At 40.1% G+C, this 21107-nt stretch carries 20 protein-coding genes, 2 tRNA genes and 1 pseudogene; 14 read left to right on the top strand and 9 right to left on the bottom strand.

The window, feature by feature from the left end; translation table 11 throughout:
* Positions 1–147 precede the first annotated feature (147 nt).
* Both RMY00_RS30145 and RMY00_RS30140 read right to left on the bottom strand, forming a co-directional pair.
* Positions 148–1230: a Gfo/Idh/MocA family oxidoreductase gene (locus tag RMY00_RS30145; RefSeq protein ID WP_322651038.1), complete on the bottom strand. Its 1083-nt coding sequence runs from the start codon at positions 1228–1230 to the stop codon at positions 148–150.
* 596 nt (positions 1231–1826) lie between these two features.
* Positions 1827–2057, bottom strand: a complete 231-nt coding sequence (locus RMY00_RS30140; protein WP_322651037.1) for a hypothetical protein — start codon at positions 2055–2057, stop codon at positions 1827–1829.
* Positions 2058–2120: 63 nt separating this feature from the next.
* Here RMY00_RS30140 and queC point away from each other — a divergent pair, with 63 nt between their 5' ends.
* On the top strand, positions 2121–2798 hold the full coding sequence (gene queC, locus RMY00_RS30135; RefSeq protein WP_322651036.1) for a 7-cyano-7-deazaguanine synthase QueC: 678 nt from the start codon (positions 2121–2123) through the stop codon (positions 2796–2798).
* Between the two features lie 31 nt (positions 2799–2829).
* Here queC and RMY00_RS30130 read toward each other — a convergent pair whose 3' ends face one another.
* Both RMY00_RS30130 and RMY00_RS30125 read right to left on the bottom strand, forming a co-directional pair.
* The gene (locus tag RMY00_RS30130) at positions 2830–4224 is read right to left on the bottom strand and encodes a hemolysin family protein (RefSeq protein WP_322651035.1); all 1395 of its coding nucleotides are present in this window, start codon (positions 4222–4224) and stop codon (positions 2830–2832) included.
* Positions 4225–4283: 59 nt separating this feature from the next.
* Positions 4284–4985: a hypothetical protein gene (locus RMY00_RS30125; protein WP_109011361.1), complete on the bottom strand. Its 702-nt coding sequence runs from the start codon at positions 4983–4985 to the stop codon at positions 4284–4286.
* 294 nt (positions 4986–5279) lie between these two features.
* Between RMY00_RS30125 and RMY00_RS30120 the strand changes: the two genes are divergently transcribed.
* Positions 5280–5352 (top strand) — tRNA-Ile (locus RMY00_RS30120).
* Positions 5353–5440: 88 nt separating this feature from the next.
* On the opposite strand, the gene RMY00_RS30115 is transcribed toward RMY00_RS30120, so the two are convergent.
* Complete coding sequence (locus RMY00_RS30115) at positions 5441–5878, bottom strand: hypothetical protein (RefSeq protein ID WP_322651034.1); 438 nt, start codon at positions 5876–5878, stop codon at positions 5441–5443.
* 100 nt (positions 5879–5978) lie between these two features.
* Here RMY00_RS30115 and pyrE point away from each other — a divergent pair, with 100 nt between their 5' ends.
* On the top strand, positions 5979–6602 hold the full coding sequence (gene pyrE, locus RMY00_RS30110) for an orotate phosphoribosyltransferase (RefSeq protein ID WP_322651033.1): 624 nt from the start codon (positions 5979–5981) through the stop codon (positions 6600–6602).
* Positions 6603–6684: 82 nt separating this feature from the next.
* Here the strand turns inward: pyrE and RMY00_RS30105 are convergent, their stop codons facing one another.
* A complete protein-coding gene (locus tag RMY00_RS30105; protein ID WP_322651032.1) occupies positions 6685–6897 on the bottom strand; it encodes a hypothetical protein in 213 nt (70 codons plus the stop codon).
* 168 nt (positions 6898–7065) lie between these two features.
* Here RMY00_RS30105 and RMY00_RS30100 point away from each other — a divergent pair.
* Positions 7066–7938, top strand: a pseudogene (locus RMY00_RS30100) (DUF4351 domain-containing protein); the annotation flags it as partial.
* Between the two features lie 227 nt (positions 7939–8165).
* On the opposite strand, the gene RMY00_RS30095 reads toward RMY00_RS30100, so the two are convergent.
* A complete protein-coding gene (locus RMY00_RS30095; RefSeq protein WP_322651031.1) occupies positions 8166–8363 on the bottom strand; it encodes a hypothetical protein in 198 nt (65 codons plus the stop codon).
* Positions 8364–8563: 200 nt separating this feature from the next.
* Positions 8564–8635, bottom strand: a tRNA-Thr gene (locus tag RMY00_RS30090).
* A gap of 347 nt (positions 8636–8982) precedes the next feature.
* Here RMY00_RS30090 and argF point away from each other — a divergent pair.
* The 9 genes from argF to RMY00_RS30045 all read left to right on the top strand — a co-directional run bounded on the left by argF (position 8983) and on the right by RMY00_RS30045 (position 17655).
* The gene (gene argF / locus RMY00_RS30085; RefSeq protein WP_322651030.1) at positions 8983–9903 is read left to right on the top strand and encodes an ornithine carbamoyltransferase; all 921 of its coding nucleotides are present in this window, start codon (positions 8983–8985) and stop codon (positions 9901–9903) included.
* 232 nt (positions 9904–10135) lie between these two features.
* Positions 10136–10741: a transcriptional repressor LexA gene (gene lexA / locus RMY00_RS30080; protein ID WP_104909820.1), complete on the top strand. Its 606-nt coding sequence runs from the start codon at positions 10136–10138 to the stop codon at positions 10739–10741.
* Between the two features lie 86 nt (positions 10742–10827).
* A complete protein-coding gene (locus RMY00_RS30075; protein WP_322651029.1) occupies positions 10828–12309 on the top strand; it encodes a DNA phosphorothioation system restriction enzyme in 1482 nt (493 codons plus the stop codon).
* A gap of 314 nt (positions 12310–12623) precedes the next feature.
* Positions 12624–12797 carry a hypothetical protein gene (locus RMY00_RS30070; protein WP_167755996.1) on the top strand — a complete coding sequence of 58 codons (174 nt, stop codon included), beginning with the start codon at positions 12624–12626 and terminating at the stop codon, positions 12795–12797.
* Entirely contained in the window at positions 12794–14866 is a 2073-nt protein-coding gene (locus tag RMY00_RS30065) for an AAA family ATPase (protein WP_322651028.1), read from the top strand. Before RMY00_RS30070 ends, RMY00_RS30065 begins: the two co-directional genes overlap by 4 nt.
* 73 nt (positions 14867–14939) lie before the next feature.
* Positions 14940–15509: a Uma2 family endonuclease gene (locus RMY00_RS30060; RefSeq protein ID WP_322651027.1), complete on the top strand. Its 570-nt coding sequence runs from the start codon at positions 14940–14942 to the stop codon at positions 15507–15509.
* A 35-nt stretch (positions 15510–15544) separates the two neighbouring features.
* A complete protein-coding gene (locus RMY00_RS30055) occupies positions 15545–16096 on the top strand; it encodes a Uma2 family endonuclease (protein ID WP_322651026.1) in 552 nt (183 codons plus the stop codon).
* Between the two features lie 115 nt (positions 16097–16211).
* Entirely contained in the window at positions 16212–16682 is a 471-nt protein-coding gene (locus RMY00_RS30050; protein WP_322651025.1) for a DNA phosphorothioation-associated protein 4, read from the top strand.
* A 31-nt stretch (positions 16683–16713) separates the two neighbouring features.
* On the top strand, positions 16714–17655 hold the full coding sequence (locus RMY00_RS30045) for an HNH endonuclease (protein ID WP_322651024.1): 942 nt from the start codon (positions 16714–16716) through the stop codon (positions 17653–17655).
* Here the strand turns inward: RMY00_RS30045 and RMY00_RS30040 are convergent, their stop codons facing one another.
* Positions 17656–19254, bottom strand: coding sequence for a DGQHR domain-containing protein (locus RMY00_RS30040; protein ID WP_322651023.1), 1599 nt, complete (start codon positions 19252–19254; stop codon positions 17656–17658).
* A gap of 161 nt (positions 19255–19415) precedes the next feature.
* Between RMY00_RS30040 and dndC the strand changes: the two genes are divergently transcribed.
* Positions 19416–21077 (top strand): DNA phosphorothioation system sulfurtransferase DndC, encoded by a 1662-nt coding sequence (dndC, locus tag RMY00_RS30035; RefSeq protein ID WP_322651022.1) that lies wholly within the window; start codon positions 19416–19418, stop codon positions 21075–21077.
* Positions 21078–21107 lie beyond the last annotated feature (30 nt).

Below are 21107 nucleotides of genomic sequence, written 5' to 3'. Positions count from 1 at the left end.
GTCGGTTTTTAAAAGGAACCAAGGAGGATCTAAAGAGTAGATGGCAAATTTAAAAACATACTAAGGGGGTTTTCTTCTGAGGTTGTGCCTGTGGGAGAGCAGGGAGAAAATTTTACCTTGTCCCCCTCACCCCCCTCATCCCTGCTTCTAGGCTGTCGGCGTTAACGATTGTACTCTTGGTTCCGATTGCCAGTCTAATGGATTCAAAACTCGATCTTCCAGCGCCATCTGCTCAATCAAACTTGCCAGTCTCAGAGCTTTGAGAGCTTGTTCACCACCTACTGAGGGTTGATTGCCCCCATGTACACAGTTGACAAAATGCTCTAATTCTGCACTCAAAGGTTGAATATTGCTGGTGTACACTTTTTCAATTACACCATCTTGCCTATAAAGTACTTGTCGATGGTCGGTGAGAGAATTGGCAGTAGTTTGTCGGTGAATCAAAATTTCATTCTTGAGAAAATCTGCCTCAGTGAATGAATTTTTGCAATGGGCGACAATCCGACGAATTTTTCGGTGGGTAACTTTACTGGCGGTCAGAGTAGCAACTATACCATTGGCAAACCCCAAGGTGGCAGTTACGTAATCTAAATAACCTGAGTCTAGGGCGCGAGTACCGCTAGCAGTCAATTTCGTGACTGGGGAAGCAGCTAATTCCAAAAGTAAATCGATGTCATGGATCATTAAATCCAGCACAACCGAGACATCGTTTGCCCGATCTGAGTAAGGACTCATTCTGTGGGCTTCTAGCGCCAGCAATTCTTCAGTTTTAAGCACTTGGCTTAGTTCTTTAAAAGCCGGGTTAAAACGCTCAATATGACCCACTTGTAGAATACACCCAGACTCAGCTGCGGCGTTTACTAGTGACTCTGCCTCAGAAATACTGGCTGCGATCGGTTTTTCAATCAAAACATGAATTCCCGCTAACAGACAGTTGATGCCTACGGCATAGTGCAGACGGGTGGGAACAGCTACACAAACTGCATCTACAAGGGGTAGCAGGTCACAGTAATCTTCAAAAAAACGCACCTTGTATTTGCTGGCAGTTTCTAGCCCTCGCTCAACATTAATATCTGCTACTCCGACTAGTTCAACATCTTTCATTGAACTCAGCACGCGAGCGTGATGTTGTCCCATGTTACCCACTCCAATCACGCCTATGCGGATCGGTCGTGGCTGGTTACGCTGTGTATATAGATTCGGTTCTGCCACTGACATGCTATCTTGCACTATTATTCTCTCCTCAACCACCAAATTTAGAGACGCTACGGCCGTTGGCGTTTATACTCGAAGGCCAGTTACGATCCGTCTAAAACCATCCAGATGGTAACATAGAGCCTATGTTTATGAAGAATTTCAAAGTTTCTCATCGGTTCCCGTAATCCAAATATCTTTTGTATAGATAGTTCGGGTTTGTTTTGGATTTTGCACTTTTTACAATAAATATATGTTTTTTATGTGTCTTTTTATTAACTTTAAAACATTCAGTAAGACTTAAGTGGAAATTCTTCAAATTTCTAAGTAGCGGCTTCCTCTGCTCTGACTTAACTTGATTGTTGCATTTAGACCATTAATTACCGGGATCAGTATTTAATTGATACTACTAAAATTACAAAGTCATGAAAAAGTAACACGTATGCTTTTTGAAAAAAATGCTATTGAAAATTATCACTACTGATTTATTGAAAAGATTTTTGTATGATTATTTGCAGCATTCGTCTTAGACATATACTCCTGCAAAGAAGCAAGCTACGCGTAGCGTCTGGTAAAAAACCACTAGACTGCTTTTTGAGAAAAACTAGTATCTTAAGGCGGAAGTCACGCATTCACGCATAATTGTATTGCGAGCTTCTTGCACCATTTGAAATGGTGAACCAGCGCTGCGGGAGGGTTTCCCTCCGCAGGCGACTGGTGTTAGCGTAGCGGTAGCGACGTAGGAGCGTCACCCGAAGGGTATGTTTATTTACGCCGTACTGCACTAATGTAGATTGTTTCTTTAAAATATTAGTGCGGCGTTGTTTGCCATCACTCACAGGGTTGAGAAGTGGCTTTGGCATTACTTTCTGACCAGAAATGTTGAGGTATAATTTGGCGATTAAAATCCAAAATTTGCAACTGAGATGAAAGCTGTAATTTTATTATCTGGGGGATTAGACTCTTCCACAATTTTATACAAGGCTAAGGCTGATGGCTGTGAATGTCATGCGATTTCCTTTGATTACCAGCAGCGACACCGGCGAGAGTTACAGTCAGCCCTGACTGTTGCTCGAAAAGCTGCGATCGCACAACATCAGGTGGTTAATTTTGATTTACGCCAATGGGGTGGTTCAGCACTTACCGATGATGCCATTGATTTACCCCAAGAGCGATCGCAGGGTGAAATGTCTCAAAATATTCCTGTAACTTATGTTCCGGCTCGTAATACCATCTTTTTAAGCTTTGCTCTTGGTTTTGCCGAAGCGATCGCAGCTGAACGTGTCTATATCGGCATCAATGCTTTAGATTACTCAGGATATCCTGACTGTCGCCCCGACTATATCCAGGCAATGCAGGAAGTTTTTCGTCTGGGAACCAAACAAGGGCGTGAAGGAAAACCAATAAATATTGTTGCACCCCTGATCAACCTGAAAAAAACTGAAATCATCCAACTAGGAAACCAATTGGGAGTTCCTTGGGAACTAACTTGGTCTTGCTATGCCGGTGAAGATGTCGCCTGTGGTGTATGTGATTCTTGTCGCTTGCGGCTAGCAGCTTTTGCCGAATTGGGACTCGTTGATCCAGTAGTGTATGCTTCTTGAGTGAGGAGTCATAAGTCTTAATTTCTAACTCCTAACTCTCAACTCCTAACTCTTCTAACCGTTGCAGTTGAATTTGATGCAGGCGTGGGCCAACAATTGATACCACAGTGAATTCGAGATTATGATACCGGAAGGTTTCGCCTTTGACAGGCATTTTCTGTAACTGGTACAGCAAAAAGCCGCCTAGTGTTTGGTATTCTCTTGTCAGGGGCAAATTGAGATGCAAAACTTCGTTGAGGTCTTCGAGGTTGATCTGGGCTTGTACTAAAAATTTATCCTTATCTAACATCTGAATCATCAAGTCATCACTGCTTTCAGATTCGCTGGCGTCGCCAATGATTTCGGCAATGACATCTTTGATTGTCACTAGTCCCACAGTAGAGCCGAATTCATTCACTACCATGACCATAGCTGGTTTCTCTTGCTGCATCATTGGCAAAAGCTCACTCAGGGACGTGTGTTCAGGAACAAAGCGAGCGGGACGCATCCAAGGTTGGATTTGTGTCTCTAAACTGAGCCTTCCTACAGCTAAAGGTTGTGCCAAATCTTTAAAATAAACAATGCCGCGAACATCGTCTAATGATTCACCAATCACGGGATAGCGAGAGTAACCAGTAGCAGCCATTTCCTTGAGTAATGTCTGGAAGGTAGCATCTTTTGGCAGCGTGATAATACTGGTGCGCGGTATCATCACATCTTGGGCCATGACATCCCCAAACTCAAAGACATTATTGAGCAATTCTCGCTCCGCACGCTCTAAACCAGTAGACCCCCATTCTGTAGAGATAATTAGTTGTAATTCTTCGGGAGTTACAGGTGGCCTCCAGCCTTGACCTGTGTATTGGATACCAAAAATCCGCAATAAAAAACGAGTTGATTGGTTGAGAATCCAAATGAAGGGGCCAAAAAAACGCACGATCGCTTTTACCGAAGGCCCCAAAAACCTAGCTAACTGTTCTGAGTACAGCATGGCTAAGGATTTGGGACATAATTCTCCGATCACAATTTGCAAATAGGCAATCAAGAAAAAGGCAATAGGAATTGATAGAGAATGCGCCAGGAAGGTAGTCATGCTACTTGGTAAAGGCCAGGATTTTAACCATGCATTAACCAGCACAACAATCGTACTTTCGCCAATCCATCCCAATGCCAAGCTGGAGAGGGTAATACCTAACTGAGTGGTAGATAGTAGTCGATCAATACTACGTTGTAGCATTTCGACTGCGATCGCTGGAACATCCCCAGCCTTAACTAGCTGGTGAATCCGCGATCTCCGCACGCTCACCATCGAAAATTCCGCCGTCACAAAAAAGGCATTTATGGCAATCAGCAGTAGCACTGACAATAACCGTAGCGCCACGTCTGTCCAAATTAAATTAGGAAAACCAATCACCACCAAAGCTCGTGTAAAACTCACGCCCTCCATTTAGGGGGATTGAGGATAATTCAGTCCCCAGATCCCAGTCCCCAGTCCCTAGTCCCAATCTACCTTTCTACAGGAATATTCAATGCCTCTAGCTTCAATTCTTGAGCGGGATAATCAGTAAGAGCAAGTGATATTTTCTTGACATCATCAAGTAAAGCTGTGGGAATACTCACTGTACCTGTAAATGCTGGCCCATTTGCAGGCAATTCTGTTGGTAAACCTTCTGTACTAGCACTCAGGGTTCGTCCTTTATCATCGGTAACATCTAAAAAACTATACAGGAAGCGGACAGAATCTTTACCTTTGTTCTGCATTTTCACTTTCAGTAGCAAATCACCACCAGAGTAGCGGACAGATTGTACAGACATGGTTACGCCCTCACTCAAGGCAGTAACTGGAAAACCTGGCTGGAGTTTTTCTTCAACCACTGCTGGGGGTTTTTCCTCTGGCTTCTGCTTGCTGCTATTGGTTTCTTCATCATCGTCCTCTAGCTTTTCCGATTTAGCAGCCTTGGTCTTACCCTCAATTCGCGCCTTAACAATTTTCAGAATTTCGTCCTCTTTTAATAGCACTAGCCCTCCCTGTTGGGAGCTATTTGCCTTATTACTGGCAAATTTAGTTGTAGGACGCCCATCTGGTGTATTAACGCCTTTAAGTGCTGAACTACCTAGTTCAAACCCCAAAAGGGCACTCACAGACCCTGCTCCCATCATTAGGATTAACAAAACCAAAGTAAGAAGTACAGTAGAATTTATTTTCATTGCTGACAAGCTATCACAATAGAATGCTGGTCTATTTAAGAATAGTGAAGCTTTTGACCTCAATCCTTAAAGGAACTTAATCAATATTAGTCTGCACTATTTTATGATTAAATTATGTAGTATAAAAATCTGATAAGCTATTGTCGAGTATTCACAGGTGTAAATTTGTGTTATAATTAGAAAATTGGCTAAACTTAGCGATTGAGATATTTTTCTCAGTCTAAAATTAACAAATCACGTTGACCTAAGAGTTAAAGTAATTAACTCTTATAAACACGAAACCCAACAAAACAAGCGCCTTTGGCCGATTGGGGAGGCAACGAACTCATAATTCGTCTTCAGGCTGGTTCGATTCCAGCAGGGCGCACTGAACGATCAACAAGCAGTAATAGAATGATAAAGGGCATGGGGCATTGGGCATTAATTATTTTTTCCCTACTCCCCACTCCCTAATATTACCGAGGTGGTAAAGTTTCAAACCTGAATTCAGTTCCCACTTTGAGTTTGTTGCTATTGAAACGCGGAGACATCATTAGTGATGTGTCATAAGGATTTGGTAAATCAGGAGTCCGAATATATGGATCGTTGCCAACTTGCTGAGTCAGGACATCATGATATAAAGTGTTAAGCAACTGAGCATCGCGGGCAATTTCATTTTCTGGGAAGGAACCACCGAAACTGGAACCAGATCCTAGAAATGAGTCTAGTTGGCGCTTGAGGCTGTTACTATTTTCGTAGAAATTGCGATCGTGACGAAAATAAGCTCGTTCAAATACATCATTTGTAGTTTCAGTTTTGGGGGTTTCCGTTTGGGCAGATGCAATAGAGGGAAAAGCAATACCAGCAGCAAGCAGTACCAATAAACCACCAAAGGTTTTAAATTTTATACCCACGTTTCTAACTCCTCAATTTTTGGGCAATCTTAATTTATGCTTAATTTCAGAACTCTGATGAGTTCAACCTTTGGTGTAGCACAACTTTTAATGTTTTGTAATGACGTATCCTACTGAAACTCTTACCCACTCAGATATTTGGGCCAGCACTGCTGATTTGACTATTTTGCGCCATAAGCTACTAGATTTATTTTCTCAACTTGCTTATCAAGAGGGTGATTTTGTTCTCGCTTCTGGACTACGTAGTTCTTATTATGTCAATAAGATGCAGGTAACACTCCACCCGCAAGGAGCTTTAGCTGTTGGACGATTGCTGTTTCCTTTATTACCTGTAGATACCCAGGCTGTAGCAGGTTTAACAATGGGCGCTGACCCAATGGTGACAGCAGTGAGTATAGTTTCTGTTTATGAAAATCGCCCGATACCAGCCTTGATTATTCGCAAGGAAGCCAAGGGTTATGGAACGAAAGCTTATATAGAAGGCCCCACTTTACCTGAAGGTGCAAAAGTAGTAGTTTTGGAAGATGTCGTTACAACTGGGCAATCTGCTTTAAAAGCAGTTGAGCGTCTTAAAGATGCAGGTTATACAGTAAATCAAATAATTTCACTGGTAGACCGACAACAAGGCGGAGGTGAGTTGTACCAGTCAGCTGGGTTGAAGTTTGAAACTTTATTTTCGATTCAGGAAGTTCAGGAACGTTACCGACAACTTGCGAAATCATAAGTGTCGCTTGCCAAATTATTTGACAATTTGACAGATTTGTGTAGTCCAAAATATTACTCTTAAAGCCCTAATAAGGGTTTTATTAATTTAGGCTCAAAATAGCCTTTACTGCACTGGCGATCGCAAAAAATGCTTTTTCGATTTCTTCTTTAGTTGTAAATTTCCCAATCCCAATTCTTAACGCTCCCTCAATTATATTTTCTGCAAGATTCATCGCTTGCAGAACGTGAGACGGCGCGACAATACCTGATGAACAAGCCGCACCTGTAAAAATAGCTAATTGTCCCCACTTCATTATTAGCAGCCATCACACAGATTAGGAAGCACCGCCAGAGCAGACTTTTTCTAGATGTTCTAAATCAATTTGGGCATTTGGCTTTAGAGGACAAGGGATTTGGTAGGACGGGCGATAACGGCGGCGCTGATTTTGAGTGTATTGAATCCAGTTGTTAAAACGCCGTAGTTACATAAAAATTACGGAGAAGTCAAGTCATCAGAAAAAGTCTCAGGAGAGATAAAAGAAATAGATGTTTTCTTCACTCCTGAGAAACAGCAAAGCTCTAATTTACAAAGACTGGGTTTACTAGGAAGATTTGCTGAAAATCCGGCATTCATAGAACCCTTCCGCAATCCAGCTTCTACTGATGAAATATGCAACTGTATTCTAAAATTATTAGAAGTCAAAGCTCTTTTACGACGAGAAGCTAAAGCCAAGAAAATCAAATTTCAAGACTCAGAAATTCCCAAATTGTGGGTTCTTACTCCAACGGTATCTGAAACTAGATTGTCTAGCTTTGGAACTATGCAAAAAGAAGGCTGGTTATCAGGAGTACATTTTCTGGCAGATGCCTTGCGGACAGCAATTGTAGCGATACATCAATTACCACAGATATCGGAAACGTTATGGTTGAGGCTTTTGGGTAGGGGAAGCGTGCAGTCGCAAGCGATTATCGAATTGCAAGCGTTACCATTAAATCATCCATACCAAAAAGCAACCCTGGAATTAGTTTACAACTTGCGCGAAAACTTGAGAGTAAATCAAGAATTAGAAGCAGATGATAGGGAGTTAATTATGCGATTAGAACCACTTTATCAAAGAGATAGAGAACAAGCCAAACAAGAGGGAAGACAGGAAGGAAGGCAGGCAGGAAGACAAGAAGGAGAACAACATTTAATTATACGTCTGCTCAATCGCCGTGTTGGGGAAATTAATGAATCATTAATCGAGCAAATTAAAGGTTTATCGATTGAACAATTAGAAACTCTAGGAGAAGCATTACTAGACTTTTTTAATGTTGCTGATTTAGAAGCTTGGTTTAACCAACAACAAGGATAAAAATTGTGAGGATTTGGTGCGATCGCGCCAATTCTTTATCATTTAAATAGCACGCACAGAGACTTCATTGATATACGATCTGTATCTAACAGCCAAAGGATCATAAAGTGCTATTTGTACTAACTTGCGCTCAGTACGCAGCTCCTGAGCCAGATCCGCAAACTCTTCATCTCCCTAAATCTGCTAATTTCATCTCAAATGCAGTGGCATCATCATCCGTCCATGATTCAGCAGGGTTTGTTCGCAACAATCACCACCAAAGCTTCCAACCACTGAGAATCACTTGCGGTTTCATCCAATGCTGCTCGAATAAAGCGTTTTAGTGAAGATTCAATACATTTTCCGGCTAAATAATTCGCCCTTACCCGCAAATCTTTTCTGAGTTTTATTTCCTTACTTCTGACCCCAAAGTCTTCATAAATCAATTTTTTTAATGGATAAAGATTAGGTTAATTTTGCATAATTAGGTTAATTTTGCATAACTTAAACATATTCTGAAGCATGCTCGTTCAATGAGTCCTTTCGTTTCCTTCCAGAAGTTTTAAGACATGATGCACTCCAGTAGATCGCTAATTGGCTGAATTACTGTACATAATCGACAACTCAAATACTTATCTATACTTAAAGCCAGCAGCGGGATTTGAACTCGCGACCTTCCGATTACAAGTCGGATGCACTACCACTGTGCTATGCTGGCAATTTTTTGATTACTCTCAAGTAGTAACCACAATTTATTATTGTACCATAATCGATTTATTTGTCTAGCTACAATTGCGAAAAAATATCTTCCTGTTCCTAAATTAGGCTAGAAAACGAGAGATTTTAGGAATATCGCTGCTTTTGTGTGCCTAGATGGTTGAGTTGGCGTTGCAATTGTAGTGATTGCGATCGCTCATAAAGTTGGTAAATTAATACGCATGGCAAAAACTAACTCCAATCCTGCGTTGGGCGCAAAAATTTTGGGTGCAGTTGTAAAACTGTATTTTCTTGGCACAGCTGAATAAAGGAGCAGAAATATATAATTATTTTTTACAGATTACAAGCATGGCAGCATTGCTCGGACGAGATTTACTAAGTCTAGCGGACATCAGTCCGACGGAAATTCAAGAACTCCTGCAATTGGCAACTCAACTTAAATCACAACAGTTGAAGTTGCAGTGTAATAAAGTTTTGGGGTTGTTGTTCTCCAAAGCTTCAACTCGCACACGGGTAAGTTTTACGGTGGCAATGTACCAATTGGGTGGACAGGTAATCGATCTCAACCCTAACGTCACTCAAGTTAGTCGCGGGGAACCGTTACAGGATACGGCGCGGGTGTTAGATCGATATTTGGATATTTTGGCAATTCGTACTTTTGCACAGCAGGATTTGGAAACTTTTGCTCATTATGCCAAGATTCCGGTGATTAATGCGCTTACTGATGCAGAACATCCTTGTCAGGTATTAGCGGATTTATTGACGGTTCAAGAAAGCTTTAACACCCTTGCTCGATTAACTTTGACCTACGTGGGTGATGGAAATAATATGGCTAATTCTCTGATGTTGGGCTGTGCTTTGGTGGGGATGAATGTTAGAATTGCTACCCCTAGCGGATATGAGCCAGATTCTAAGATTGTAGAACAAGCAAGAGCGATCGCTAATAACAAAACGGAAGTCTTCGTCACTCACGATCCAGAGTTAGCAGCTAAGGATTCTAATGTACTTTATACTGATGTTTGGGCAAGTATGGGGCAAGAGGCAGAAGCAGACAACCGAATGCCAATTTTCCAGCCTTATCAAATTTCAGAGCAGCTATTGAGCCTTGCAGAACCAGAGGCAATTGTTTTACACTGCTTACCAGCCCATCGTGGTGAAGAAATTACCGAAGCTGTTATTGAAGGTTCTCAATCACGAGTTTGGGAACAAGCGGAAAATCGCTTGCACGCTCAAAAAGCTTTACTTGCAAGTATCTTAGGAGCAGAATGAAAAGAGTTAGGAGACGCGATTAATCGCGTCTGTACAAAAGTTAAGAGTCAGAATAGCAAGAGGGTAACTGGCTCTTAACTACTTAAAATTTGTAAAGATTAAGAATAAATTTGGTAAAAGAAAAGAAAATATTTTTGCTTTTGATTTTCATATTTTTATTTTTCTCTTGTTATGGGGAGTTTTTTGTAGTACTAATGTTCTAGAGACATTTATAATTACTTCCCACAAATTTATGGAACGTTTAACTGAAGCTCAACAAGAACTTTACGAATGGTTGGCAGAATACATCCGATCGCACCAGCATTCGCCTTCTATTAGGCAAATGATGCAAGCAATGAACTTGAAGTCACCAGCCCCAATTCAAAGCCGCTTAGAACATTTACGCACAAAAGGATATATAGAATGGACTGAAGGACAAGCGCGAACGATTCGGATTTTGCGTCCTGTTAAGCAAGGTGTACCAATTTTGGGCACGATCGCTGCTGGTGGTTTAATAGAACCGTTTACTGATGCTGTAGATCATTTAGACTTTTCTAATTTCGATTTACCTCCCCAAACCTATGCTTTGCGGGTAGCTGGCGATAGCATGATTGAAGATTTAATTACTGATGGCGATGTGGTATTTCTGCGTCCAGTAGCAGAACCAAATCATTTAAAAAATGGTACTATCGTCGCCGCCAGAGTCGATGGATTTGGTACAACATTAAAACGTTTTTATCGCCAAGGCGATCGCGTTACCCTCAAACCAGCAAATCCTAAGTACAATCCCATCGAAGTCATGGCTCAACAAGTACAGGTACAAGGTTCTCTCATTGGTGTTTGGCGCGGTTACAACTGAGTAATCGGGATTGGGAACTGAGAAAAATAAATACTAATGCCTAATGCCCAATTATTAGGGTTCACGATCACCTTTGTGCTTAATATATGTACCTGACGAAAAATCTAGTGCAGCAACTGCCCACTTTCCGGTTGAAATTACCGTTTGCAAGGGAAAGTAAGGGCAGTTATTACACTTTGCAACCATTACCAGGATGCCCAAGAATGCCTGTGTCTCTGCAATTGCGGCAATATCAGCGACAAGCGATCGCTAGCTGGTTTACCAACAATGGCAGAGGAACGCTGAAAATGGCTACTGGTAGTGGTAAAACTATTACCGCACTAGCGATCGCTTGCGAATTATATCAGCAAATAAATTTACAAGTTTTGGTGGTGGTATGTCCCTACCGCCATCTCGTCACCCAATGGGCGCGAGAGTGTGAAAAATTTAATTTGCAACCTATTTTAGCCTTTGAGAATTTACGCACTTGGCAAAGTCAACTTTCTACCCAAATTTATAATCTGCGTTCTGGTTCTCAACGGTTTGTGACTGTCATTACTACGAACTCCACATTAATTGGAGATGGGTTTCAGTCTCAACTCAAATATTTTCCTGCCAAAACTTTAATTATTGGGGATGAGGCGCATAATTTAGGCGCACCTAAGTTAGAAGAAAGTTTGCCGCGTAGTGTCGGGTTGAGACTGGCTTTATCTGCCACACCGGAGAGATATTTTGATGATTTTGGGACGCAATCTCTATTTGACTATTTTGGCCCGGTTCTGCAACCAGAGTTTACTTTGAGGGATGCGATCGCTCAAGGTGCTTTAGTGCATTATTTATATTATCCGGTGCTGGTGGAGTTAACTGAAGCAGAGAGTATTGCTTATTTAAAGCTAACTAAAAGAATTGGGCGATCGCTACTTTACCGAGATAGAGAAAATGGACAGGCGGGAAGTTTTGAAGACAATGAAGATTTAAAGCCGTTATTGATGCAAAGAGCAAGATTAATTGGTGCGGCAGAAAATAAATTAAATGCTTTACGGGATTTAATGGCAACTCGCCGCGAAACTACTCATACTCTTTTTTATTGTAGTGATGGTTCCCAAGATACAGGACAACGTTCATCTCTACGCCAACTCAAAGCTGTTGCTAAAATTCTGGGGGTGGATTTGGAGTATAAGGTAAGCACTTATACAGCCCAGACAACTTTACAAGAACGAGAAATCTTACGGCATCAATTTGAAAGTGGAGAGTTGCAAGGTTTAGTGGCAATTCGTTGTTTAGATGAAGGTGTTGATATTCCAGCAATTCAAACTGCGGTGATTTTATCAAGTTCTGGTAATCCTCGCCAATTCATTCAGCGACGGGGGCGAGTTTTACGTCCTCATCCTGGTAAAGAACGCGCGACAATATTTGACATGATTGTTTTGCCACCAGATTTAGATAGAGAAACTATAGAAGTTGAACGTAATTTGTTGAAAAAGGAATTGCGTCGCTTTGTAGAGTTTGCTGATTTGGCTGATAATGCAGGTGTTGCAAGAATGAAGTTACTTGATTTACAAAAACGATATGGTTTATTAGATATTTGATGATGAACCAGAAAATAGTTGTATTTTTTTATAAAATTTTTCGAGTTTTGAAAAAAGAAGCATTAAGTATGAAATAATAAAAGTATGGATTAGATCATAATGGGATGTAAGTTGCTTTAAAAATTTTACTTATATCCCATTATGATCTAATCTAATTAAGATATATAATAACAGAAAATAATTAAAGAATAAAGTATTTTTTCAAAGAAAATTAGGATTTTAAAGATAACGCTAATAGTGAGTTTACGGAGGCTATTCTAGCACTAGAGAAAGTTAAAATGTAGAAAAACAAAAACTATATTTTAAAATCCGATATGTCACAAGAGGCGAATATCGATGATGTGCAGGAGCCAATAAACAGCGCTCCGCCGGAGGTACGGCGAATTATTGAACGGGTATGGAAGCTGGAAAAAGGCAGGCTAGATAAGAAGATTAACAGCCATATAAATGATAATATTTTGGACATTATTAAGGAAGAGGTGCGATGAAGCTGACTTCAATCAAGCTATGCAACTTTCGCTCCTTTTATGGTACGACACCAGAGATGCTCCTGGCTAGTGGAGATGCTCAGAACACGACGATTATTCATGGCAATAACGGCTCTGGAAAAACTAGTTTACTGAATGCTTTTACTTGGGTATTATATGATAAATTTAGTGCAGCGTTTGCGTCGATAGAACAGTTAGTAAATAAGCGTGCGATCGCAGAAACTCAAAAAGGTCAAGCTGTAGAATGTTGGGTAGAAATTGGCTGGGAACATGAAGGTAAACGCTATCGAGTTAAACGCGCTTGTCGGGGTTATAAAAACGAGGGTGATTTTGACGCTGGCAAAACTCAATTAACCATGTGGGTTGGTGCGGATGATGGCAAATGGAATATACCAAATCAGCAACCAGACGATATAATTAATCAAATTTTACCCGCTACTTTACATCAATATTTTTTCTTTGACGGCGAACGAATTGAAGAAATAGTCCGTTCTGATAAAAAAGCTGAAATTGCTGAAGCTACAAAAATTTTCTTGGGTGTAGAAGTAATCAATCGTTCTATCAGACATTTGGGAGATGCTAAAAAAGCTCTAGAAAATGAATTAAAAGCGATTGGTGATTCTGAAACAAAACAACTTTTACGACAGCAAGAAAAAATAGAACGCGAACGCGAACGCATTACTAAAAGGCAAACAGAAATTAAAGAAGAGTTAGAATATCAACAAACTTTTAAAAAAGAGACAAGTAACCGTTTGCGAGAACTGAGTGCAGCTAAAGAATTGCAAGAAAGATGGCAAGATTTAGAATCGCAGAAGACGGCGAATCAAGAAGAATATAAAAAAACAAAGGAAGTGCTAAAAAAAGTTATCTCTGCGCGGGGCTATACAGTTTTATTGTCGGAAACTACATCCCATTTCAGAGGGATTATCAATGATTTGAAGCAGCGCGGCGAGTTAACATCAGGAATTTCACGGGAATTTGTGAATGATTTACTTAATTCTCAGCGCTGTATTTGTGGCGCAGAATTATACGAGGGTAATCATTCTCATACTCATGTGACTACTTGGTTAAATAAAGCAGGTTCTTCGGCGGTGGAAGAAACTGCAATTCGGATGATAGCTCAAGTAGACGAAATTGATAAGCAAGCCATAGGATTTTGGGAAGAAGTTGATAGAGAACAAAGTAGAATTAATCAGTTAAGGCAAAGCATATCTCAAATTGAAGGTGATTTAGACAATATTCAAGAACGGTTGCGGAAAGATGCTAATGAAGAAATTAGCAGTTTGCAAAAACGCTTAGATGAAATTGAAAGTAAAATTGATGAGTTGAATCGAGAACAGGGTGCAAATCAGCAGCAAATTACTCAACTTACAACTGAGATTGAAGGTTTAAATAAACAAATTACCAAACAAAAGCTGAATGAAGACAAGCAAACTCTAGCACAGCGACGAATTAACGCTACTCAAGATGCAATTGAACGGTTAACGGAAGTTAGAAATCGTCAAGAACAACAATTTCGCCTGCAACTAGAAAAGCGAGTACAAGAAATATTTATGGATATTTCTGTAACTCCATACATTCCTAAAATTAGTGAAAAATATGAACTGACATTAGTAGAAAATACCACAGGTATAGAAGCACTAGTTGCAGCATCCACCGGGGAAAATCAAATTCTCAGTTTATCCTTTATTGCCAGCATCATTGACAAAGTGCGGGAATGGAGTGAGAAACGAAAAATGATGATGATTCCCGATAGTAGCACTTTCCCAATTGTGATGGATTCACCCTTCGGTAGTTTGGATGAGAATTCGCGGCGACACATTGCGAAGACAATTCCCCAATTAGCGAATCAGTTGATAGTTTTAGTTACTAAGACTCAGTGGCGGGGTGAAGTTGAAGCAGAGATGACAGAAAGAATTGGTAGAGAATATGTGCTTACGTATTATTCTTCTAAGCCAGATTGCGAACAAGATTATATTGAGTTGGGTAAAGAAAGATATCCTTTGGTGAAACAAAGTCCGAATGAATTTGAATATACAGAAATTATCGCAGTTGAACGGAATGGGTAATTACTCACGGAGAGACGCAGAGGCGCAAAGGTTTTTTCTTGGTTACATTTGAGAAAAAGAGAGGAATAAAGTTATGGTTGCGAGTCCAGACAGAAATTATATGTCTCCCCACGAATACCTGGAATGGGAACAAGTCCAAGAAATTAAATATGAATATATTGATGGTGAAGTTTTCGCCATGACTGGGGGTACTCTTCCCCATAATGATATTGCTTTAAACTTAGCTTCAGCGTTAAAAAGTCACCTGAGAGGAAGTGGTTGTCGTGTGAATATGGCGGATGGGAAAGTAGGTGTATCTGAAAACGGGCCTTTTCATTATCCCGATGTTGTGGTGAGTTGCGATGAACGGGATAAACAAGCTATTCAATTTCTCCAATATCCTTGTTTAATTGTTGAAGTTCTGTCCCCCAGTACAGAAGCTTACGATAGAGGTACAAAATTTACGCGGTATCGTCGCATTCAGACTTTGCAAGAATACGTCCTTATCGATGCTGAAAAAATTGGCTTAGATTGCTTCCGGTTAAATGATAGAGGACTCTGGGAGTTACACCCTTATGAAGAAGGGGATGAAGTTCATTTAACCAGCGTTAATTTCCGCTTTCCGATATCTTTGGTGTATGAAAATGTTCAGTTTCCTATTTAAATTAGGATTATTCTAGATTCATTATTAGGGGTTTTATGAGTATTAAAACTGAAGCAACTATTGAAGATTTGTACCACTTACCCGACAATTGTAAAGCAGAAATTGTCAATGGAAAATTGGTACTGATGTCTCCAACTGGATTTTTACCAGGACGTGCAGGTGGTGAAATTTATGCAAGTCTACGGGATTATGAACGTCTAACAAAAAGTGGTTACGCTTTGCCTGATAATGTCGGTTTTATTGTCAATCTCCCTAATCGCCGTTCTTTAAGCCCTGATGCTGCGTTTTATACTGGCAAACCTACAGGTGGAAAGTTTCTTAATGGTGCGCCTGTATTTGCTGTTGAGGTGCGAAGTGAAAATGATTACGGTGATAAAGCTGAGAAAGATATGGTTCGTAAACGCCGCGATTATTTTGCGGCTGGTACGTTGGTAGTTTGGGATGTAGACGTACTCAAAGAGGAAGTTATTAGAGTATATCGTGCTAGTAATCCTGAAGAACCGCAAGTTTATCGCCGTGGTGAGGTAGCCGAAGCTGAACCGGCAGTGCCAGGATGGACTATGTTAGTGGATAATTTGTTTGTTTAGCGATCGCCTACATACTAGTATAAAATAACGTGGCTATTAAGTGCGTAGGCGTAGCCAACCGTAGGCATCGCTTTTAACTTTCGGTTAAAATAGTTACACGTTAGATATTAAAACAATGGCTGCAAACAGAATCAGGGTTGCTAAAGATAAGGCTGAGTTAGTGAAATCTTTAGTCGCATCAAAAGACACAACTGGGCCTTTTCAAACTTATGTAGAAGTTATGGTGTTTGCAGCAGCATTGGGCGTTAAATATAAAAAGCGGGTTCCTTTAGGAGAAACTACAAAAAGAGAACCATCTCCAATTCCACAAGAAAATTTTGCTTCATTGGGATATGACCTAATCATTAAATTATTAGGAATCAATGAAACTAAAGATATCAACATACTTTCATCTAGAGAAGAACAAGATGAAGATAAACGTACTCAAATATTTGAAGAGTATGCTAACGCAGGACTGGAAATTTTACAAAGTGAGTTGCGCGGTTCTGTTGATTACTCAGAGCGACTTCTATTAGTTCTTATTTCTGAAAAAGGAACAAAAGAACAGCTAGAAGAAGAATTTGATCTCAGTAAATTCTTAACTTGATTTTTTCGCTTGCTTATTTAACTTATTAAATATGAAAAATATAGCATATTATTGTAAACGCTTTGCTGAATTAAATGTGAGTAGTAGCCGGAAGCGTGGTAATGCTCAATATAAACCAATATTACTTTTATCTGTAATTGATTTAATTGCACGAGGTGTTATTATTACTAACGATATTCCGGTTTCAGACGAATTAGTTCAAACATTTGAGAGGTATTGGAATGTAATCGGTTCTCCATCTTACAAAGGTGGTTTACACTATCCTTTCTTTCATCTGCAAAATGAAGGCTTTTGGTACTTGAAATTTAAGCCTGAATTTAATGGGTTACAGCCAAAAACTATTAAAAAACTAAAAGAGGCTGTTGAATACGCATATCTAGACATTGAATTGTTCAACTTTTTGCAAGATGAGTTTTGTAGAAAAGAACTAATTGATGCACTTGTGGCAGCTTTCTTTTCTGATAATGAAAATGATATAGAAGCTATTTTACAAATAAATCAAACTTTTCAAGATGATGCGGTAGAGATAGAAAATTTAATTGAAACAGAAAATTTAGAGCCTAACCCAAGGTGGAGTTTGAAACGAGCAGTTATTAGAAATGCTTTTTTTAGGAAAGCAATTGTACACGTTTATGATTACAGATGTGCCTTTTGTGGACTAAAAGTAACTAAAAAAATAAATCAAAATATTGTGGATGGCGCACACATCAAGCCATTTTCACAGTTTTATGATAATAAAATTCATAATGGAATAGCACTTTGCAAAAATCATCATTGGGCATTTGATAGAGGTTGGTTTGCTATAAATGAGCAATACAAAATTATAGTTAGCAATGATTTGGAAGAAGCATCTCCTCATGCTAAACCTATGAAAGATTTTCATGGTGAAACAATACTTTTACCAAATACAGAGCAACACTTTCCAGAACTGGAAGCGTTGCAATGGCATCGCCAAAATATATTTCAAGCATAATTACAAGATAGGTGGAAGTCCTACCGCTTTCGGTTCAACAAGCTTGCCATCGAAACTTATAGTTTTATCTTCAACAGTCCTAGCATCTGCTAAAGCCTTACGAAGTTCAGCAGATTCCATGTGATCCTGAATTCCACCCAGGATGTAAACCAGTAACTTCGCCGCTAAATCTCGTCCAGCAACCTGCACCCGCTTTTTATTTGGGTCATACAAAACCCCATACCAGAGAGATTGGGGATATTCCATACCGCTAAAGCCGCCTTGCTGGTCAAACTTCCGCAGCTTCTTAAAAATATCTGCTAGGGAAAAACCTTTTTTAAATACCAAAATTCCCAAAGCTTGGGCTAATGCAACTTGAGCAACCGGACGGAAAAGCATATTTCCTTCACCTCCATCCTTCTCAAAGCTGAAGCGCCGTAAAGCTGGTGTATCCTCATGTTCTAAAATTTTATAACTGGAAAGACTAGCCAAATTATCAAATAGCTTGCTAAATTCTTGAATCCCCTGCTCAAGTTCTTCATCCTCTGGACGCATGGGAATTAGACCTTTCTCCAAAGGTTTCCAGTGGGGGAACTTTTGAGCCAAATATCGCTCAGACATATCTTGCAGAGCTTGCAAAGTTGTCAAAACTGTAGAATTGGAAGCCACTGTTGCACTATTCCAATTGACGCGGGGATTACGCTCTTGTCGTTGTTCTAATAATGGATGTGTAACTGCAATTTTTCTAGCAACGATTGCAAAACCATCATCTTCATTCAACTGTGTTAGCTGACCTTTAGTCAAGGGTGCAGCCATCAGGTTGACATGAACAAAAATCGATCTTACCCTCCGCCTCGCCTGGGTGCGAGTTTCCCCAGCCGCTACCGCACAGATAAACTCAATACCAATTTTTTCCTTGGGTAAATTTTGCAAATAAGCAAGGTCTACTTGGTACTTTTCTATCAAATCATTGACTGTAATAAAACTGTCATCAGCACCTTTATCCTTTTTATAACGCTGGAGTTTACGAGTTTTAATTAACTCCATCAACCCCTGAACCCCCATTAATCGGTGTTGTCCATCTAGTGCATAAATGGTTACATCATCCTCAGAAATATTGAGCAGACCTACCTTAGCATCTTTATCTAGAGGTATAAAATCAGTCGTAGACTTTGTGGCGCGTCCTTCGCTATCCCATTCAGCAGCTTTAGGATTATCCACCCACGGTTGATTAATCACTACCAACACCGGCGGAAACTTATGATTGTCTCTAGCCGCTAAATACTGGACTAGCGGTGCTTGACGTGACCAATCAAGGGGACGTTGCTGAATTTCATCAATACTATCTGCGTCAATCTCGACATTATCAGTTTCAGGATTGTACTTTTTCTGAAAGAGAGGTAAGCCAGAGGCGAAGTGAACCCGACCTGCGAACCATTCCAGTGTAACAGAGCTAACATAAGCCTCAGTACCACCCATCTCGGTTTTTTGAACGAGAATCTGATCTTTTCTCCCTAAAAACTTCTCCAAAAGTAAAGCTAGTACCTGTTTTTCCTTGTTTTCCCGTTCCAGGTATTCTCTAGCGATGTCAGCAGTTGGGTCAGATGCACTATCTTTCATGTTAAATTTTAAAAACAGAATAGGATTATGTCGTTTAATTATCCAAAAAATTAGATATTAGTAGTAAAGTTTTTAAAAACTTTTTTCAAGGTACAACGTATTTTGTAGATTTTGTCTGTATAGCCCGAATATTAGGCCAGCGTTTCCAGAGAGAAGGAGAAATGACTACAGCACAACAAGCAGAAAATAAAAACCAGCAAACACGTACTGTAGCAGAGTTAGTGGAGTATATCCAAGCTCTCACCACTGAAATTCAAGAATTGTATTGTTTAGACCAGATACCTTGGGTGGTAGGCTATTCCGGTGGTAAAGATAGTACTGCCACTTTACAGCTTATCTGGAATGCGATCGCAGCACTACCAGTTGAAAAGCGAAAAAAGACTATTCATATTATTACAACTGACACACTGGTAGAAAACCCTGTAGTCTCTGTTTGGGTACGCAAATCCTTAGAAAGGATGAAAGTTGCTGCTCAAGAACAGAAAATGCCCATTGAGCCACATTTATTACACCCAGAAATCAAAGAGACATTCTGGGTAAGCTTGATTGGTAAAGGTTATCCAACGCCGCGAGGAAAATTTCGCTGGTGTACAGACCGTTTAAAAATTCATCCTTCTAACCACTTTATCCGTGATGTAGTTAGAGTAAATGGGGAAGTTATTCTTGTTTTAGGTACACGCAAGGCTGAAAGTATCAAACGTGCTATCTCAATGGAGAAACATCAAGCAGGTAGCTTAAAAGACCGCCTCGTTTCTGATACAAGTTCACCGACATCTCTGCTTTACCATAGTGCAAGCTTGCCTAATTCTTTAATTTATAGTCCCATCGAAGATTGGCGTACAGATGAAGTTTGGATTTACCTAAATCAGTGGCAAAATCCTTGGGGATATAGCAATAAAGACTTGTTCACCATGTATCGAGGTGCTACAGCAGATAATGAATGTCCTCTAGTTGTTGATACTTCTACTGCTAGCTGTGGCGATTCTCGATTTGGCTGTTGGGTTTGCACAATTGTTAGTAAGGATAAATCAATGGAGGCAATGATTCAAAATGATGAAGAAAAAGAATGGATGCAGCCTCTATTGGATATTCGTAATGAATTAGATAATAGAGATGACCGCGATAAAAGAGACTTCCGTCGCATCTGGGGAGAAGTCCAACTTTTTGAACGTCATGTCGATGGTGAAGTATCTATTGAGCCAATTCATGGCCCATATACAAAATATTGGCGGGAACATTGGCTTAGACGATTATTAGAAGCGCAAACAAAAATTCGTCGTACAGCGCCAGAAAATATGCGCGACATCAGCCTAATTACTCTAGAAGAAATGAGCGAAATACGCCGCATTTGGCTAGAAGATAAACACGAATTTGATGATAGTTTACCCCGGATTTATCAAGAAGTGACTGGCGAAGAATTTCAAGATCCCCGTCCTGGTGCAGATTATAGCCTACTAGGCCGTGATGAATGGATAGTATTAGAAGAAATCTGTGAAGGTGACGCGATGCACTTGGAACTCATGGCGAAATTGTTAGACACAGAACGCCAGTATCGCAAAAAAACTCGTCGCGTAGGGATATACGAAACTCTAGAAAAATGTTTTAATACGAGTTCACGTTCCCCTGAAGATGCGATTAAAAATGCTCGTTTGAAACGCGAATTAAGCGAAGCCGTTAGTCAAGGTGATGTTGCCAAAGTAAAACAGATGACTTTGGGCGATGTTGCAGCAATCAATGAAGTAGACGAAGGTGAAAGCGAAAGTGATGAAGAGGTAACTTGGGCAAGTATGAAATTTAAAAAGAAAGATTTAGAAGAATCATAGAATATCGGGCGATTGGAAATCGCGGCTACA

This window comes from Nostoc sp. ChiVER01 (assembly GCF_034531155.1).
Lineage (GTDB): Bacteria > Cyanobacteriota > Cyanobacteriia > Cyanobacteriales > Nostocaceae > Nostoc.
This window is presented reverse-complemented; position numbering and strand designations above follow the sequence as displayed.

What these genes read in the sequence shown, in the direction of transcription:
- RMY00_RS30140 (WP_322651037.1), bottom strand. Translation starts at nt 2,057, where the DNA reads ATGCCAAAGCCACTTCTCAACCCTGTGAGTGATGGCAAACAACGCCGC.
- queC (WP_322651036.1), top strand. Translation starts at nt 2,121, where the DNA reads ATGAAAGCTGTAATTTTATTATCTGGGGGATTAGACTCTTCCACAATT.
- RMY00_RS30130 (WP_322651035.1), bottom strand. Translation starts at nt 4,224, where the DNA reads ATGGAGGGCGTGAGTTTTACACGAGCTTTGGTGGTGATTGGTTTTCCT.
- RMY00_RS30125 (WP_109011361.1), bottom strand. Translation starts at nt 4,985, where the DNA reads ATGAAAATAAATTCTACTGTACTTCTTACTTTGGTTTTGTTAATCCTA.
- pyrE (WP_322651033.1), top strand. Translation starts at nt 5,979, where the DNA reads ATGACGTATCCTACTGAAACTCTTACCCACTCAGATATTTGGGCCAGC.
- RMY00_RS30105 (WP_322651032.1), bottom strand. Translation starts at nt 6,897, where the DNA reads ATGAAGTGGGGACAATTAGCTATTTTTACAGGTGCGGCTTGTTCATCA.
- argF (WP_322651030.1), top strand. Translation starts at nt 8,983, where the DNA reads ATGGCAGCATTGCTCGGACGAGATTTACTAAGTCTAGCGGACATCAGT.
- lexA (WP_104909820.1), top strand. Translation starts at nt 10,136, where the DNA reads ATGGAACGTTTAACTGAAGCTCAACAAGAACTTTACGAATGGTTGGCA.
- RMY00_RS30075 (WP_322651029.1), top strand. Translation starts at nt 10,828, where the DNA reads ATGTACCTGACGAAAAATCTAGTGCAGCAACTGCCCACTTTCCGGTTG.
- RMY00_RS30070 (WP_167755996.1), top strand. Translation starts at nt 12,624, where the DNA reads ATGTCACAAGAGGCGAATATCGATGATGTGCAGGAGCCAATAAACAGC.
- RMY00_RS30065 (WP_322651028.1), top strand. Translation starts at nt 12,794, where the DNA reads ATGAAGCTGACTTCAATCAAGCTATGCAACTTTCGCTCCTTTTATGGT.
- RMY00_RS30060 (WP_322651027.1), top strand. Translation starts at nt 14,940, where the DNA reads ATGGTTGCGAGTCCAGACAGAAATTATATGTCTCCCCACGAATACCTG.
- RMY00_RS30055 (WP_322651026.1), top strand. Translation starts at nt 15,545, where the DNA reads ATGAGTATTAAAACTGAAGCAACTATTGAAGATTTGTACCACTTACCC.
- RMY00_RS30050 (WP_322651025.1), top strand. Translation starts at nt 16,212, where the DNA reads ATGGCTGCAAACAGAATCAGGGTTGCTAAAGATAAGGCTGAGTTAGTG.
- RMY00_RS30045 (WP_322651024.1), top strand. Translation starts at nt 16,714, where the DNA reads ATGAAAAATATAGCATATTATTGTAAACGCTTTGCTGAATTAAATGTG.
- RMY00_RS30040 (WP_322651023.1), bottom strand. Translation starts at nt 19,254, where the DNA reads ATGAAAGATAGTGCATCTGACCCAACTGCTGACATCGCTAGAGAATAC.
- dndC (WP_322651022.1), top strand. Translation starts at nt 19,416, where the DNA reads ATGACTACAGCACAACAAGCAGAAAATAAAAACCAGCAAACACGTACT.